Source organism: Opitutaceae bacterium (assembly GCA_041395105.1).
Taxonomy (GTDB): domain Bacteria; phylum Verrucomicrobiota; class Verrucomicrobiia; order Opitutales; family Opitutaceae; genus B12-G4.
The window spans coordinates 89,089-106,095 of the sequence record JAWLBB010000006.1; the positions used below are offsets into that span (position 1 = coordinate 89,089).

The window sequence follows — 17,007 nt, forward strand, 5'->3', positions numbered from 1 at the left end:
GGTGGCATGATCTCTGCTGTATTTGCGGGTTTCCCACACGTTCCCAACCTGTAAACCCTCGAACCTCTGATGATGACTTACTCCCTGAAACGATTTCTGATCGGGTCCTTCGGACTCATCCTGCTCACCGGCACGGCGACGGCCCAGGATGCCGAACCGGCCATCAGCAGCGGGGACACCGCGTGGATGATCACCTCGGCCGTGCTGGTCCTTTTCATGACGCTTCCGGGTTTGGCTCTCTTCTATGGTGGTTTGGTTCGGGCCAAGAATGTGCTCTCCATTCTCGTCCAATGCCTGGCGATCGCCGCGGTCATGAGCATTCTCTGGGTGGTCTATGGCTACAGCCTGGCCGCCACCGGCGATGGCGCCATCATCGGCGGTTTCGACAAACTTTTCCTGAAAGGGGTGACGGTTGATTCGGTCAGCGGATCGATTCCGGAGTCGGTCTTCATCTTCTTCCAGATGACGTTCGCCATCATCACACCCGCCCTGATCGTCGGAGCCTTCGCCGAACGGATGAAGTTTTCGGCGGTCCTGATCTTTACTTCGATCTGGTTCACGCTCTCCTACCTTCCGATCTGGCATATGGCCTGGGGAGGCGGACTCTTCGCGAGCTGGGATGTCCTCGATTTTGCCGGGGGCGCTGTCGTCCACATCAATGCCGGCATCGCCGGGTTGGTGGCCTGTATCCTGGTGGGCAAACGCCGGGGTCACGGCAAGGTGCAGCTGACCCCGCACAGCGTGCCCCTGACCGTGGTGGGGGCTTCCATGCTCTGGGTGGGTTGGTTTGGCTTCAATGCCGGCAGTGAACTGGCGGCTGACGGAGTGGCCGGGATGGCCGCGCTGGTGACTCAGCTGGCCACTGCCATGGCGGCTCTGACCTGGATGTTCATTGAGTGGGCACGGACCGGCAAGCCGACCGCGGTCGGTATCGCCACCGGTGCGGTGGCCGGATTGATCGCGATCACCCCGGCTTCGGGCACGGCCGGTCCCATGGGGGCGCTGCTCATCGGGTTCGCCTCCAGCTCGGTCTGTTTCTACTTTGCGACCAGCGTCAAACACCGCTTCGGCTACGACGACAGCCTCGACGTTTTCGGCGTTCACGGTGTCGGCGGGGTTGTCGGTGCAATCCTGACCGGACTCTGCGCGGCGCCCTTCATGGGGGGATCAGGGCTTCCCGAAGGTATGACGACGGCAACCCAGTTGATCGCCCAGGCCAAAAGCGTGGTGGTGACTATCGTCTGGAGCGCGGTTGTTTCCGTGGTGGCATTAATGGTGGCCAAAGCCTTTGTCGGCCTCCGGGTCGATGAAAGCGACGAGGAGCGGGGGCTCGACCTGACCAGTCACGGCGAGACGGGATACACCACGGGTTGAATGCTCCAGTGCGACCTTCCAAGGTCGTTTGAGTGAGGGGACCTATTGGGAGCCGGACCCGTTGCGGGCCCGGCTCCTTTCCGTCCGAAAGGAAGCAGGGGTGCCGAACTGGGGCGCGGGCGTTTCCCGCTGCGATCAACCAGCCCTGGATGCGTGTCCTGAAAAGAGATCGATCACCCGCCACCGGGCAGGGCGGAATATTCTGGCGGCGAGGTCGGTTGGTGGCAGAATCCGCCCATGATGGATCTTCCCCCGGCGATCGTAACCGAAGCCGATGTTCCCTCCTATTCCCTGCCGAGCCTTCTTTCGAGAGAGGCAATGATCGGGCAATTGGAGTCGACGATCTACGGCGTTCTTTCTGAGACGGCGGTAACGCTGAAAACAACGATTATCGATGCCGGGTTGTTGGCAGGTTCTCCCGGAGTCGTCCGCGAACAATGGAACGTCGACGTTTCCAATGGCGCCACCACGGTGAGCTTCGGCCTGGCTGTTTTTCTCCCGAGCGAATCGGATCAGCCCGTGCCGCTCTTTCTCGGCCTGAATTTCAAGGGAAATGGAAGCGTCCATAGCGATCCCGCACTGATCCTTCCACCCGATGCCCAGAGGGGGGTGAGGGTGCGCCGTTGGCCGGTCGAGATGATCGTGGAACGCGGATATGGCCTGGCGACGATTTTCTACTACGACCTGGCCCCGGACGAGCCTGACCAATGGCGGGATGGACTGGCTCGGCTCTGGCCCACCGATCAAGGGGTCGATCCGCCGGGCGCAGTCGCCGCCTGGGCGTGGGGCCTGAGCCTGGCCCGGCAGGTCCTTGCGGCTGACGCGCGAATCGATCCGGACCGCCTGGCGGTTATCGGCCATTCCCGCCTGGGCAAGGCCGCGCTCTGGGCGGGGGCGTGTGATCCGGGGTTTGCCCTGGTTGTATCCAATGACAGCGGATGCGGCGGAGCGGCGCTATCCCGGCGCCGATTCGGCGAGCGTCTCCTGCACATCAATACACGGTTCCCCCATTGGTTCACGCCTGTTTTTGCCACCTACAATGAACGCGAAGCGGAGCTGCCGGTCGACCAGCATCAACTCCTCGCGGCGATCGCTCCGAGGCCCCTTTACGTCGCGAGTGCCGAAGAGGATCTATGGGCCGATCCGCGCGGCGAGTATCTGGCACTGAAAGCGGCGGGCCCGGCATGGGGGAGGGAACTCCCCGACGAACCGCCTCCCGTCGCGGGCAGCCTTGTCGCGGGGCCGCTTGGCTATCACTGCCGGCCCGGCCCGCACGATCTGACTCAGGAAGACTGGAATCACTACCTGGATTTTGCCGATACGGTCATGGCGGCGCCCGGGAATATTCCACGGGACTGAGTGTGGATGAACGTCGACGACACCCCGGCCTTTCTCGGGCAGCAGCTCGCCTATTACCGGGCGCGCGCGGCCGAATACGATCAATGGTGGCTCCGGCAGGGGCGTTACGATCGAGGGCCGGTCCTCAATGCCCGGTGGTTCGCGGAAGCAGAAGAGATCTCATCCGCACTCTTGACCCGGGGACCCTTCGGCCGGGTTTTGGAGCTGGCCTGTGGCACCGGAATCTGGACCGGGCAGTTGCTCCCTTTTGCATCGGAGTTGACCGCGATGGACGGATCTCCGGAGATGATCGCGATCAATGCGGCGCGGGTCGGATCGACGAAGATTCGCTACATCGAAGCGGATCTGTTTCAATGGCATCCCACGGAACAGTTCGACACCGTTTTTTTCAGCTTTTGGCTTTCCCACGTGCCGCCCGCACGCTTTGAGGCATTCTGGGAACTCGTGCAATCCTGCCTTGCGCCCGGCGGCAGGGTTTTCTTCCTGGATTCACGTCACGAACCGACCTCGACCGCCCTTGACCACCGTCTCCCGGGAGCGGACGCCACCGTTCTCTCCCGTCGCCTGAACGACGGACGGGAATATCAGATCGTCAAGGTGTTTTACGACCCGATCCGCTTGACGGACCGGATGGTCGGTCTGGGCTGGAGCTTCGAGATTTCCCAGACCGAACGTTACTTCATCGTTGGCGCCGGTGGTCGCTCCGGCGAATCCGCCAATCGGAAGGCAGATCCCGGGTAGCTGCGCCGCGGTGCGTCCTCCAGGCCTTCAGCGACGGTGGGTGTCGGCGTTTATCCGGGAAGGCAGTCAATCGTAAACATACTTCCAACTGCCGTCGGGTTGGTGCTTCCAGACTGTATGGAAGATGCCGCTGACGTCGACGGCTTCTCCGGATTCGGTGGTTCCCTTCAGGGTAAAGGGACCGTAAGTATAGGCGAGGGTGCCGTCTCCCGAGATGTCGACGAAATCGGGTGTCCAGACCAGTGAAACATCCTTCAGCGTCTGTCCATCAAACCAGGCGGCGATGGCCTCTTTGCCCCGGTGGATCCGGCCCCCCCGGTTGATCACGGCCTGCTCGTCGGCATAGGCGAGGAAGGCCTCCTTCAGGCCGACCTCGGCCGCCTTTTGGGCAAAAGCAAGTTCGGTGGAGCGGACTTCCTCGATCCAGGTGGTTGGATCACCGGCAAAGACCGTTATCAGGCACGGACCGATAAGGCCCAGCAACAGGGATGTTTTCAGCAGTTTCATGGTCGCAAAGGATTCTCCTGTGAGGGTTTTATGACCGACTGAGACTCTTCATCATTCTCCGGAGGACCGGGGATCGCAAGGCCTTCCTTTCCGCCGACAGACACTCTGCCGGTGAAGCGCTGAATCTCCCGGCTTGTCAGCCGCGGCGTTCACGGCGGGAGCCGTCATTCCGGTGGTGACGGTCTCGATCGCACCGGCGTCGTTGCTCTTGTGGCTGGTTCCCGTCCTCGCGATCATCCTCCTCGGCGCACTGGGTGCGGTCGCCGCGGCCACCGGGGGAGCGGCCCCGGCGCGGGGTGCCGTCCGGGTCTGCTTCTGGGGCATGCTGGCGATGGGGTTGACCGCCCTGGTCGGACGGCTCTTCGGCGTTTCCGTTTGATCCCGGCGGCTGCTTCACGGGCCCCGGCCGGGCTTCGATGGCACGACGTGTTGGTATCCTACGTTTTGTTTGAGTGGGAAAAACACTACGGTTCTAGGGCGAATCGACATTCAAATTGTGCGCTGCTTCCGCTTCTCTTCTCACCAGCAGCGCAATTTGAATGTCGATTCGCCCTGGCTAGAATGGCGCTTAGTTAAGGGTGCTTGTCGTTGTTTTGTCTCGGACAACCGTTGCGGCTGGCCGGGGACGTCCAGCGCTACCACGGATGCTCTGATTTCAGTTGACAGGGCGAGGGCCTCCGGACCCGCGGTCGAAGAGCAGTCAACACCTCGTTGGCTGATCCGAATCTTTCGCTAACTGGACGCCATTCGTTCTAGCTACGTTTTGTTCTCAAACCGGAGAGTCTGATCCCGTTGGAACCCTCGGCGGATCGATGGGGGATTTCTTGACCTCGCGGTTTTCTGTCTGCAGGCTGCGGTCCCAGTGGCGGCAAGGCTCTGCATGGGCGGCGCGATGGCCAAGCAGGTTCATCCGCCCAATGTGCGGGTTCGGGCAGCTCATTCAGCGATCATCCGGCCGCAATACCCCGGCGGCTCTTTGATCCTTCGAATCGGGGAAAACAATGGAGATCATCCCATGAATTGGTACCTGGCAGCATTGAAGAAATACGCCGTATTCAACGGACGGGCGCGGCGGAGTGAGTTTTGGTATTTTGTCCTTTTCAATTTGATTGTCAGCATCGTGCTCACGGTGGTCGACGGCATCACCGGGTCGCTCAATGCGGCCACCGGTATGGGGTTGCTGAGCGGACTGTATTCCCTGGCGGTTCTCATTCCCAGCATCTCGGTTGCGGTCCGACGTCTTCATGACACCGAAAGGAGCGGTTGGTGGGTGCTCATCGGACTGATCCCGTTGGTTGGGGCAATTGTCCTGATTGTTTTCGCCGTCCAGGAAGGAACCTCTGGTGCCAATCGGTTTGGCGAAGATCCCAAGGCCGCGGCGGCCTAAGAGGCGGAAAGGAATGGGGAGATGGCGGATTTCCGTCACCCTTCCGGATTCGATCCGGTAGGGTGATGGGGATACCGTTTGCAGAATTCGCTTGCGGGGCGATGCGGGAACAGCCAGAGGTACTTCTGTCAGTGGAGATTATCTCCACTTATAGGTTGCCCGGAGTCCTATGACGCTACGTCAGTCCTAAGGCCGTGCTGTTCAACTCGCTCACTTTCGTCGTATTCTTTGCGATTGTCCTGGTTGTCCACCACCTGCCGTTCCCGTGGACCTTCAAGAAGGTCAACCTACTGGTGGCGAGTTACATCTTTTACGCGGCCTGGAACCCGCCGTTTGTCCTGCTGCTTTGGTTGTCGACGGTCATCGATTTCGTGGCTTCGAAACAGATCGCGGCAACCTCCCGGCCGGGTGTCCGGCGAAGCTGGCTGGTCGTCAGTGTATTGACCAATCTCGGCCTGCTCGGCCTTTTCAAGTATGGCGGCTTCTTCCTGGAGAACTTCACTGCTGCCGCCAGCGCCTACGGCTTCGATTACCATCCGGCCGCCCCAAGCATCATCCTTCCGGTCGGGATCTCGTTCTACACCTTCCAGACGATGTCCTATACGATCGACGTTTACCGGCGCAATACGCCGCCGGCGCGGTCGTTCCTGGACTTCGCTCTCTTCGTGACCTTCTTCCCGCAGCTGGTGGCCGGACCGATTGTCCGGGCCACCCAGCTCATACCGCAATTCGTCAGGGAGCACCAGGCCACCCGCCCGCAGCTGGTATGGGGGCTGGGTTTGATGACGTGGGGGCTCTTTCAGAAGGTCGTCCTGGCGGATACCTTTCTCGCCCCGACTGCCGATGCGGTCTTCGGTTCAACCGATCCCGTTCTCGGGCTGGACGCCTGGCTCGGGGCGCTCGCCTTCAGCGGTCAGATCTTCTTCGACTTCGCCGGTTATTCCACCGTGGCCATCGGGTCCGCCCTCTGCCTCGGGTTTTCCATTCCGGAGAATTTCCGCTATCCCTACGCAGCCATCGGTTTCTCCGACTTCTGGCGCCGCTGGCATATCTCGCTATCGACCTGGTTGCGTGACTATCTCTACATACCCTTGGGCGGTAACCGGAAGGGCAGCCTGCGGACCAACGTCAACCTGATCGTCACCATGCTGCTGGGTGGCTTCTGGCATGGAGCCTCCTGGACCTTTGTGGTGTGGGGCCTGCTTCATGGCATCTACCTGTGGGTGGAACGGTTCCTGAAATCGGTTTTTGGAGGACGGGAGACTTTTGCCAGACCCGGCGCGAAGATACTGATCGGATTGCTGACCTTCGTGCTCGTCGTGGTGACCTGGGTGTTCTTCCGATCGCATGATTTCGCCACGGCGGGAGGGATCCTGCGGTCGATGGCGGGCCTGACCCCGGACGGGGTTCCGGTGTTGAGCTCGATCAACATGCTGAAAACGACCGTCGTTGTCCTGCCGCTCGTCCTGCTGCAATGGTTTCTGCGGGATTCGATGGTTGAAGAGGTCATCGCGCGGGTGCCCTGGTGGCTGGGCGGACTGGGCTGGGCGGCCATGCTCATTGTGATCATCATTACTCAAGGAGGCGGCGGTGCATTCATCTATTTCCAATTCTGAGTCGCCCCCGCAGTGGCCCGAGGAATACTGGAAACGTCCGATTCCGAGTGCCCACTGGCGGGCCGTCGGCCTGATGACCGTGATCATTGTGGGGCTCTTCATGATCGTCTGGGAGACATATTGGCGATCCCAGCAATACGGTCCCAGCTTTGAGAAAACAAAGGATCTCTGGTCGGAGAACCGGGCCAGGGTCGGAACGGACGGCGCCGACGAAACGGTGATCATCGGCTCGTCTCGGGTCCTTTTCGATATAGACTTGGACATGTGGCAGCAGTTGATCCCGGGTCCACGGCCGATCGACCTGGCCATCCCCGGCGCCTGCCCGCTGCCCATCCTCCACGATCTGGCCGAGGATCCATCCTTCACCGGGACATTGATCTGCGGGGTGACCGAAGGGCTTTTCTTCATCCCGGCCCCGGCGCCTCCCTCCGCGAAAGCGGCCGGTTTCGTCAATTACTACCACGACTGGTCGCCGTCGGCGCGCGCCAGCCTCTATCTCTCCGTGCCGATCGAGTCGGCGTTTGCTTCAATCAACAAGGAAGACCTCAGCCTGGACGCGCTGCTCAACCGATGGGTGCCGCTGAAGAATCGACCGGGAACCCGCGTGTTTCCGCCTGAACCTCCGTATTTCGGCAAGATCGAATGGGATTGGCGGAACAAGATGTGGATGCGGATGGTGACGGATCGGGCCCTGCAGGAAAAGGTTCAGCAGATCTGGCTGCCGCTCTTCAAGATGGCCCCACCCTTTGGCGGCCCCGGTCTGGATGAGCTGATGGGCGACATCAAGGCCGACCTTGACAAGATCGAGGCACGGGGAGGGCGAGTGATCTTCGTCCGGTGTCCCTCGACGGGTGAACTGCGTGAGATCGAAAAAACGATGTGGCCGCGCGCAGATTACTGGGACCGGTTGATCCGTGAAACCGGCCGCCCGGGAGTCTATTTCGAGGACCACCCGCAATTGAGCAGGTTCACCTGTCCGGAATGGTCCCACCTTTCCGCCGCGGATGCCGTTCTTTTCACGAATGCGCTTGTTCCGATCATCCAGGCGGGACTCGCCGGGGCTCAGCCCTGACTGTCCTTGATGTCCGGATTGGGTTTCGTGCCGTCTTCGGGACCGACATCCCGATCTTCGTCGCCCTCGATCAGGTGGCGGAAGCGCTGGTAGGAGAACCCGACCCAAAGAAGGACGGCACCGAGCACGATGAATGCGGCAATCCGGTAGAGGGTGGAGTTGATATCTACCAGGAAGACCCGGAGGATGCAGGCTGCGAGGACGATCAACCCGGAAATACGATGCGGACGTGAGCGGAAGAAGAGCCCGATGAAGAAGACCGCGATACCGCCGATCGCCCAAATAACACTGGTCAGGTCAGCCCAGGGCGCGTGGTTTCTGGAGGCGATCAATACGAGGAACAGAAGGGCGCAGGCCGCATGGGCGCCCATCCAGATGGAGCGGTATCCCGCCTTGGGCCATGAATAGCGCCGATCGGTTATGGCGGGGAAGGCCGCCAAGGCGAGGCCGGCGACGATTGCCCCGGCCAGTGCCATCCATTCGGAACCTGCGGGTGGCCATCGATGGGACCCGGTGATCGTCAGCATCACCAGACCCAGGAGGATCGAGCCGATGCTCATGACAATGGGGGACCGGTGGGCGTATCCGAGACCGAGGTAAACGGTGGCCGCGCCCACGGTTGCCCAGGTGGCCCCGTTGATTTCCAGATTCCGGTCGATCGCGGCCCAGGTCAGGAACACGCAGGTGATCCCGGTCAGGATGCTCGCTGCGGTGAACCATTTCAGCTTGGCCATACCGTCCCGGACAGTCCCGCGCAGAGTCAGCCCGGCCATGACCAGAAGGGCACCTGAACCGGCGGCACAATACCAGGGATCCGCCTGCGGTTGGATAACCGCCCAGGTCTGGTGATAGGCGCTGAGGACGACGCTCGCGGCAAGCGCGAGCACCCCCGATCCGACGAGACTGATCCGCCGGGTTCCTACTCCCGTCCAGGCCGCGACCGCGGCGAGAACACCGCTGAGACCTGCGGCAACCTGGATGGGGACCGATTGAAAGAGTGCCGTTTCGACCAAAGCCAGTGCCGACGCGATCAGTCCGGTTCCGAGAAGGAGCAGGGGATTCAGGTATGCGGGGTACTTCCCGGATTCAACCTCCGCGCATCGCCAGCCGGCCAGTGCGGTGGTCAAACCGACCGAGCCGGCGCCGATCCAGAGCCAGGGAATCCCGTGGGCGGCTTCATTGAAGGAGTGAAGGGAGAGGTGGGCGTAGAAGAGGGCGATGGCCGCGGCGGGCAATGCGATGACTGAGCGCATCACCCGGGAAAGCAACGCGAGCAGTATCGCCGTGATGAGCAGGGCAACCGGTCCCCAGGCCAGTTCGAAGACAAGTCCGCAGGCCAGGTACGTCGGCACAAGCGCAGGCAGGGTCAGAATTCCGGAGAACTGGTCGGGCAGGCGGAAGGTATCCATCGGCCAGGACCGGATAAGGAGTATGAAGAACATTGGACCGGCGAGGACGAAGAGCCCGGTCACGAGTCCGTCCGTGGTCAACATCTGGCCGAGGAGTCTTGCGGCATCCTCCTTGAAGAATCCGAGCGAGAGGATCCAGGTGAGAACCGCCACGAGGAAGAGGACGAGCTTGCGGGTGCGTTGAGCCGCAGCAAGGATCACGAACGCCTCTATAGCCAGGACGACCCAACGGGTGCGGGATCCCCATTCGGTGCAGATGCCGAGCCCGGTCAGAGCGGCTACCTTGACCGCGAACATGGTGAAGAGGCTGTCAGCCGGGGCTGTCCGCCAGATCCAGAAGGCGGCTGCAAGCGCGACGAGGGCCGACCCGAAGAAATACCAGGACAGGGATCCGGACGGCAGAACTATGACGGCGACATTGAATCCCGCAGCCACCGCGACGGGCGCGTTGATCGACTGAATCCAGCGTTGGGACCGTGACATCCGGCCGTCCTCTTCAGGTCCCTCAAGAACGGCGGAAAGGAAAACGAGGAAGAAGCCGGTTCCCAGGATACTGAATACGAAGAAGGGGCTTCTCATGCCGAGCCCGGAATCCCAGATTGCGACCGCGAGGGTAAGGTAGACGGCATACTGAAGGACAGCCGCCACCCCGATGGGCAGCGCCCAACCCTTCCAGCGTTTCAGGACGACGCTGAACGCTGTCAGCCCAAGCGTGCCGAGAATGGCGTAATCATCGAAGCCGACTTCGATCGAGAGGAAGATGGAGACAAACCCGAGGAGGGTCGCCATGGTCGCTACGGTCGAGGACTGGCGTTTGAGGGCGACCGTGAAGATGAGTGCGATCGCACCGAGTTGGAGGAACGTTGCCACAGCCAGGTTGTCCGTGACCTTGACCGCCGGAACGGCATAGGCGGCCAGCGCGGCGAAATAGACCAGGGCGAGTCCCCCGCCCAGCAGGACGGCTCCGAACTTGGGAAGCCGCTTCTCGAAATGGACACCGGCCAGGGCGATGCCGATGGAAACGACGACCAGTTCGGTCAGTTTGACCCAGGGAGGCGTATTGACCGAGACATAGACGCCGAAAAAGACCACGCCGATGACGGCGAGGAGCATCCCGATCCGGGTCGTCCACCACGCCACCAGATTGACTTCGCCGGAACCCTGGGCAGGTGGCAGCAGGTGCAGGGCACGAAGCGCCTTCGCGGCAGCGGAAGGCGTGGCCGGCTTGGCCACCGGAAGCTTCACCGGAGTGTAAGGTGGAGTTGCCGCCGGGGCAGGGGGCGCCGCCGGTGGTGCTTGAGGTTTGGAGTCCTGCGGCTTCGGGGCCTGCGGCTGAATCGCGACGGTCGAGCCGACCGGAGCGGGAGGAGACGGCGGGTTCCCGGTGGAGGACGATTTCAATCCGGCCTGATCACTGAGGACTTCAATCAGCTTTTCGAGGCGTACCTGGCGGGCCCGCTGATCGGCAGCATCCTGCTCTAGTCGCACCAGGCGCGCCCGCAATTCGCGAATCTCGGGGTCGTCACTCATATCCGGGGCATTGATGAGGTCCTGTCCTTTGCAGAGGACGATCACTCAGTCAGAGGGTGACCTCAATGGCAATCCGAATGCACGAGTCTTCGAGATTCAGGGGGCCGGACCTTTCTGCTTGTGAACCGGGTCAGAGGTTGACGGGATATGGTTTCATGATGTCCGGACGACTTTCGATTGTCGGGTCAATCGCCCTGGCCAGCTTTTGGGGGTCACTGACCGGCGCGGCCACCTTGACCACTGATTTTTCCGAAGGTTTCGGGGAGTGGGTGCCCTTGGCATCCGGAGCCTGGGAGATCGACGCGGAGGACGGAAATCCGTTGGCCGCCCTGGTCGAGCCGGGGGCCCAGCGTCCGCCGGTGCGCCGTCCGACCGCCTATCTCTTCCTGCAGGACCATGTCTGGATGGACGTTGAAATCACGCTCAAGGCAAAGAGTCTGGAACCTGAGTCGGTCGTCAACCGTGATGTCGTAGTGATCTTCGGATACATCGACGACACCCATTTTTATTATGCGCATATTGCGGCCTCGTCCGATGACAAGAACCACAACGTCATCAAGAAGGTCAGCGGCGATCAGCGGACGAACATCGATCGGGAGACGCTTCCGGAGGCGCGGCTGACTGACGGTTGGCACACGGTTCGGGTGCGCCATGGAAAGACGGGCGAAATCGAAGTTTTTGTGGACGACCTGGAAACGCCTCTGATGACGGCCGTCGACCGGGATTATCCGGCCGGGTCGGTCGCCTTCGGCTGTTTTGACGACCGGGCGCTCTTTGACGACGTCCGGGTCGAAGGGCTTCTTTTCGAATTGGCACCGCCCGGGCGGATCATTGAGGGTGAGGATCAGGCCGGCTCCCGAGACACGGGCCGATGAACCCACCGCGTGCCTGCCCGGGGTTTGCGGGCGTTTCGGCCGATCCATCGCCGTCCGTCGGGTCCTCCCTGAGGCCCCGCTGACGCTGGCTCACTCCAGCTTGATCCGGGCGTCGATGGCGGTGACCCGTTCGTCGTTGGCGAGGAGCGGATTGACATCCAGCTCCTTGATCTCAGGGAAGGCCAGGACCAGTTGGGACAGCTGGATGAGGGCCTGGTAGATCGCTTCCATGTTCGCCTTGGGGCGATCGCGGTAGCCGGCAAGGAGTCGGGAAACCCGGGTCTGGCTGACCATATCCGCGGCAATCGAGCGGGTGATGGGAGGAAGGGCCATGGCGTGGTCGCGGATAACTTCGACCGCGGTGCCGCCATGCCCGAACATGATGACGGGACCGAAGGAGGCGTCCCGGGTCGCGCCGATGATCAGTTCGTGCGAACTGGGCATTTTCACCATCTGCTGGACGGAGAATCCGGTCAATTCCGCATCGGGTCGGATGGATCGCACCCGGCGGCTCATGGCCTCGGCCGCCGCCGCCACCTGCTCGTCACTTTCGAGATTCAGGGCAACGCCGCCGACATCCGATTTGTGGGAGATCTGCGGTGAGATGATTTTCAGGACGATCGGGAATCCGATTTCCCGGGCCATGACCACGCACGCAGCCGGATCTGCGGCGATCCGGGAGGTGATGACGGGCAGGCCCGCCGCGGCCAGAACCTGTTTGGCTTCGGGCTCGGTCAGTTCGTTGCGCCGGTCGGCGCGAACCGACGCAAAGCACGCGCCTATCTTTGTCCGGTCGAGGGACACTGCCGGAGGTGTGGTCTCTTCCCCGGCAAGGTAGGATTGGCCCTTCCGGTAGCGGGTCATGTCGAGGAAGGCATGAACCGCATCCTCCGGTGTATCGAAGCAGGGGATACGTCGATCGGAAAAGAGGGCTCTCGCCCTGGCCACCCCGTCGCGTCCCAGCCAGCAGGTGAAAACCGTTTTGGGGCTCCCGGCGGCTGTCTCGAGCATGGCCCCGGCGATGATATCGCTGGGAACGATGGCTGACGGTGCATGAATGAAAAGAACCGCGGCGGTATCTTCGTCCTCCAGCAGGATCTTCAGGGCCTGGACATATCGTTCGGGCGGGGCGTCGCCGATGATGTCGATCGGATTGGCCCGGGACCAGTTGGCCGGAAGGCTGTCGTTGAGGCGGTCGAAGGTCGGCTTGGAGAATCTCGCCAGGCGGCCTCCGTTCAGGACCAGGCTGTCGGTGGCCATCACGCCCGGCCCGCCTCCGTTGGAAACGATGCTCAATCCGTCCCCGTGCAGGGGTTTGGCTTTGCCCAGGGTTTCGACCGCGCCAAAGAGGTCCTCGAAGGAGTCCACCCGCAGGATGCCGGCCCGACGAAAGGCGGCTTCGTAGACTTCATCGGACCCGGCGAGGGCGCCGGTATGGGACGCCGCAGCCTTCTGGGCGTCCGGCACCCGGCCGGATTTGATGGCGATGATGGGCTTTTTCCGCGCGGCGAGGGTGGCCGCGTTCATGAAACCGGGACCGTTCCTGATCGCCTCGATATAGAGCAGGATGGCGCTGGTGACGTCGTCATCGGCCAGGTATTCGATCGTGTCCGAGAAATTCACGTCGATGCTGTTGCCAAGCGAGACAAAGCAGGAGAAGCCGATCCCTCCGGATTTGGCCCAGTCGAGGACGCTGGTGGAAAGTGCGCCGGATTGGCTGACAAAGGCGAGTGATCCGGCCAGCGAGCCGGTGTGGGCGAAGCTTCCGTTGATGCCCGATCCCGGGACAAGCAATCCAAGACAATTGGGCCCGAGGAGGCGCATGCCGGATTGCCGTGCCCGTTGCAGGGCCTGTTCCTGAAGCGAGAGTCCTCCCGTGGGCGGAGGGGCGTCGAGTCCGGCGGTCAGGATCACGCTGGCCCTGGTGCCCTGACGACCGAGCGCTTCGATCAGATCGGGGATCATGGCGGGTGGTGTGCAGATGATGGCGAGTTCCGCCGGCCGCGGAAGCTCAGCCACGGTAGGGTAGGTGAGGACGCCCGAAACGGATTCATATTTCGGGTTTACCGGCATGATCGGCCCGGCAAAGCCGGCGGCCATGAGATTCTTCATGACCATGAAGCCCAGGCTGACGGGGTTCCCGGAGGCTCCGATAACGGTGATGGATTCCGGATGGAAAAACGAACGCATATTCGTGGTGCTCATGAGTTGACCGTCTGTCTTGGGGTGGCTCCGGGGTCCGTGGGAAGGACCCTGATCGGATGAATCGTCTTGTCTGGAAATCTCCAGGCCGGTTGAGGGTCAGGCCAATGGTGTGGATCGAACCTTTGGTGTCTTGATACGGATGGCGTCCTTTTCCTGGTGATAGTGCGACCACATACAGGCCAGGGCGCAGGAAGCCTCGCAGGTCCTCACGTTGTCGGCGGGTCCCGGCAGGATCACGGGAACCCGGTAGCCCAGGATAATTCCAGCGGCGCTGGCATCGATCAGGCGTCGCAGCTGCTGGACGAGGATCCTTCCCGCCTCCATGTCCGGAACAACGAGGATATCGGCGTTTCCCACGACAGCGGAATGACAGTTGCTCGAGTCTCCCGCTTCGCTGGAGACGGCAATATCGAACGGCATGGGACCGTCGACCATGGCTCCTCTGATCTGGTTGCGTTCGGCCATTTTGCAGAGTGCGGCCGCCTCCATGGTCGATGGCATGCGCAAATCAACGAGATCTCCGGCTGAGAGAATCGCCACTCTGGGACATTCGCGGCCCAGCGCGTGAAGGAGATCCACCGCGTTCTGGACGATTCCCGTCTTGGTCTCTATATCCGGTGTGACGTTCAGTTCGGTGTCGGTCATGAAAAGGGTTCGCGGAAAGGTGGGCACATCGAGTGAGTGGACATGGGTCCGTTTTCGGCCGGTCCGCAGCTTCATCGACCCATTGAGGACGCCAAGCAGCTCTTCCGAGGAGAGCGTACCCTTCATGATCAGTTCGACCAGTCCCTCCTCCGCGAGGCGGACCGCTTCCTCGGCCGCCGCATGGCTATGGGCGACGTCGATCATTTCGAATGCATCGATGGCGAGGCCCTCTGCTTCCGCCACGGCCTTGATCTTGTAGGCAGGTCCGATCAGGACAGGAATAATCAGATGATCTCCATGCGCCTCGATACAGTTGGCCAGCGTTGCCCTGTCCACCGGATGGACGACCGCAGTGCGGATAGGCGGCTGCGGTTCTGCGAGACGAATCAGTTCCTGGAAGCGGACGAATCGCTCAACAATCTTGACCTCTGGCAGTGTCTTGCGGGGACGGATGATCTTCTCCCTCGGGGCCATCACTTCGGCCTCTCCACGGATCACTTCCTCACCTCGCTGGTTGCGGCAGAAACACTCCAGGGTGACCCTCGACTTCTCACTGTCCTTTCTTGTCACCCGGACCGTGGTGACAATGTGATCGCCGATGGCGACAGGCCGCTTGAACCGGAGGGTCTGCCCGAGATAAATCGTTCCGGGGCCGGGCATCTCCGTCCCCAGGACCGTCGAGATGAGCGCCGCTCCCCACATGCCGTGAGCGATGATCTTCTGGAAGAAATCGCTGCGGGCGAATTCCTCGTCGACATGGGCCGGATTCACATCGCCGGATACCGCGGCGAAGAGGAGAATGTCGTCCCGTGACAGCACCCGGTGCAGGGTCGCCTCGTCGCCAATCGACATTTCATCGAAGGTCCGGTTTTCGATGGTCGGGTTCCGTCCGGTCATTTTCTTCATGGTCCCGTCAGGTTTCAGCCGGACTGATGAAGTCCGCCGTCAACATAGTGGATCGTGCCGGTGGTGGCGCGAGCAGCCCTGCTGACGAGGAAGGCAGCGGCTTGGCCGACTTCCTCGATGGTGACAGGCCTCCCGATAAAGGTGCGCTTCACCATTTCCCCCTGCAGGGCGTCAAAATCCGGGATGCCGGAGGCCGCCCGGGTCCTGATCGGCCCGGCCGAAAGCGCGTTGACCCGGATTCCCTGGGCACCCAGTTCGGCGGCCAGGTACTTGACGCTGCACTCGAGGGCGGCCTTGGCCGGCCCCATCACGCCATAGCCGGGCATATAGCGCTCCGAACCTGAAAAAGTCAGTGTCAGCAGGCAGCCACCGGCTTTCATGAGAGGTTCGGCGAGGCGGGCCATGCGCAGAAAGGAGTGACAGGAAACTGACATGGCGTGGGCGAAGCCATCCGCGGAGCAGTCGAGATAACGTCCGTAGAGGTCGTCTTTTCGTGCGTAGGCGATCGCGTGGAGAGCGAAGTCGAGCTTACCCCAACGGGATTGAACGGCCTCGAAGACCGCCTCCAGTTCGCCCGGATGGGTCACATCGCAGGGCAGGATGATCGGCGCATCCAGTTTCTCCGCCAACGGGCGGACATGGGGCTCGGCCTTTTCGTTCAGGTAGGTGACAGCGAGGGTGGCCCCTTGAGCGGCAAGAGCCTGTGCGCAGCCCCAGGCAATACTCTGGTTGTTGGCGATGCCGATCACCAGACCGCGGCTCCCCTCGAGTGAAAATGGATTCATGACGGCTCTGCCCGTTTCTCTTTCCCGTAGTCTATCCGGATGCCGATGCGGAACAACCGGAACTGGTGAAAGGGCCGACGATATCTCCAGGATATCGGAAAGGATTAGGCATCCTTATCGTCCGGTCCGGCCTCCTTTGAGGGGAATTCCGATCCCTCCGGCTGCGCTCAGGGCAGAAGCTGGAAAGGAAAGAGCCAGGGGATGGCCAGGGAGGCGATGAGCCAGAGCAGAAGATTCAGGAGGATTCCGACGCGGGGAGAGTCGCTGAACCGATATCCGCCCGCGCCAAAAACATAGGTGTTGGTCTGGTTACCGATGGGTGTCGCAAAACAGGCGCTGGCTCCGAACATGGCTCCGATCGTGACTGGTCCGCTGTTGCTGAAAACCTGCAGCACCTCGGCAGTTTTAGGAATCCGGGGGCCACCACCACGGCCAGTCCGGACATGGCGATCACATCGGGTGAGCTCCAATTGCGGACGAAGGCCACGAAGACACCGACAGTGACCAGACCGACGATGACGAGCTGAACAGTCCCTGTGTCCGTTGGTTTGATTGACGATGGAGCCAGCCGGACTCGGTCGCCCGGTGCCGGCGGC

14 protein-coding genes are annotated in these 17,007 nt (G+C 61.7%); 8 read left to right on the top strand and 6 right to left on the bottom strand.

The genetic code is table 11. The annotated features are described in order from the left end of the window. Window positions 1-69: 69 nt before the first annotated feature. The 3 genes from R3F07_16680 to R3F07_16690 all read left to right on the top strand — a co-directional run bounded on the left by R3F07_16680 (window position 70) and on the right by R3F07_16690 (window position 3,474). A complete protein-coding gene (locus tag R3F07_16680) occupies window positions 70-1,374 on the top strand; it encodes an ammonium transporter (protein MEZ5278019.1) in 1,305 nt (434 codons plus the stop codon). A gap of 237 nt (window positions 1,375-1,611) precedes the next feature. Further along, on the top strand, window positions 1,612-2,733 hold the full coding sequence (locus R3F07_16685; protein MEZ5278020.1) for an acetylxylan esterase: 1,122 nt from the start codon (window positions 1,612-1,614) through the stop codon (window positions 2,731-2,733). A gap of 6 nt (window positions 2,734-2,739) precedes the next feature. Further along, window positions 2,740-3,474 (top strand): class I SAM-dependent methyltransferase, encoded by a 735-nt coding sequence (locus tag R3F07_16690; GenBank protein MEZ5278021.1) that lies wholly within the window; start codon window positions 2,740-2,742, stop codon window positions 3,472-3,474. A 66-nt stretch (window positions 3,475-3,540) separates the two neighbouring features. Here R3F07_16690 and R3F07_16695 read toward each other — a convergent pair whose 3' ends face one another. Beyond that, complete coding sequence (locus tag R3F07_16695; protein MEZ5278022.1) at window positions 3,541-3,981, bottom strand: DUF4440 domain-containing protein; 441 nt, start codon at window positions 3,979-3,981, stop codon at window positions 3,541-3,543. Window positions 3,982-4,114: 133 nt separating this feature from the next. Here R3F07_16695 and R3F07_16700 point away from each other — a divergent pair, with 133 nt between their 5' ends. The 4 genes from R3F07_16700 (at window position 4,115) to R3F07_16715 (ending at window position 8,056) form a co-directional block, all read left to right on the top strand. Further along, a complete protein-coding gene (locus R3F07_16700; protein ID MEZ5278023.1) occupies window positions 4,115-4,360 on the top strand; it encodes a VIT1/CCC1 transporter family protein in 246 nt (81 codons plus the stop codon). 636 nt (window positions 4,361-4,996) lie between these two features. After that, window positions 4,997-5,368, top strand: coding sequence for a DUF805 domain-containing protein (locus tag R3F07_16705; GenBank protein ID MEZ5278024.1), 372 nt, complete (start codon window positions 4,997-4,999; stop codon window positions 5,366-5,368). 194 nt (window positions 5,369-5,562) lie between these two features. Beyond that, on the top strand, window positions 5,563-6,984 hold the full coding sequence (locus R3F07_16710; protein ID MEZ5278025.1) for an MBOAT family O-acyltransferase: 1,422 nt from the start codon (window positions 5,563-5,565) through the stop codon (window positions 6,982-6,984). A gap of 73 nt (window positions 6,985-7,057) precedes the next feature. Continuing rightward, window positions 7,058-8,056 carry a hypothetical protein gene (locus tag R3F07_16715; protein ID MEZ5278026.1) on the top strand — a complete coding sequence of 333 codons (999 nt, stop codon included), beginning with the start codon at window positions 7,058-7,060 and terminating at the stop codon, window positions 8,054-8,056. Here R3F07_16715 and R3F07_16720 read toward each other — a convergent pair. Then, entirely contained in the window at window positions 8,047-10,995 is a 2,949-nt protein-coding gene (locus R3F07_16720) for a DUF2339 domain-containing protein (GenBank protein ID MEZ5278027.1), read from the bottom strand. The two genes, R3F07_16715 and R3F07_16720, sit on opposite strands and share 10 nt — an antisense overlap. A 155-nt stretch (window positions 10,996-11,150) precedes the next feature. On the opposite strand from R3F07_16720, the gene R3F07_16725 reads away from it, so the two are divergent. Further along, the gene (locus R3F07_16725) at window positions 11,151-11,870 is read left to right on the top strand and encodes a hypothetical protein (protein ID MEZ5278028.1); all 720 of its coding nucleotides are present in this window, start codon (window positions 11,151-11,153) and stop codon (window positions 11,868-11,870) included. Between the two features lie 90 nt (window positions 11,871-11,960). Here R3F07_16725 and R3F07_16730 read toward each other — a convergent pair whose 3' ends face one another. From R3F07_16730 to R3F07_16745, 4 genes are all read right to left on the bottom strand, one after another. After that, on the bottom strand, window positions 11,961-14,075 hold the full coding sequence (locus R3F07_16730) for an acetate--CoA ligase family protein (protein MEZ5278029.1): 2,115 nt from the start codon (window positions 14,073-14,075) through the stop codon (window positions 11,961-11,963). 96 nt (window positions 14,076-14,171) lie between these two features. Continuing rightward, a complete protein-coding gene (locus R3F07_16735; protein ID MEZ5278030.1) occupies window positions 14,172-15,626 on the bottom strand; it encodes a bifunctional enoyl-CoA hydratase/phosphate acetyltransferase in 1,455 nt (484 codons plus the stop codon). Between the two features lie 14 nt (window positions 15,627-15,640). Further along, window positions 15,641-16,411 (bottom strand): enoyl-ACP reductase FabI, encoded by a 771-nt coding sequence (gene fabI, locus R3F07_16740; protein MEZ5278031.1) that lies wholly within the window; start codon window positions 16,409-16,411, stop codon window positions 15,641-15,643. Between the two features lie 167 nt (window positions 16,412-16,578). Next, window positions 16,579-16,806: a hypothetical protein gene (locus R3F07_16745; GenBank protein ID MEZ5278032.1), complete on the bottom strand. Its 228-nt coding sequence runs from the start codon at window positions 16,804-16,806 to the stop codon at window positions 16,579-16,581. Window positions 16,807-17,007: the final 201 nt, after the last annotated feature.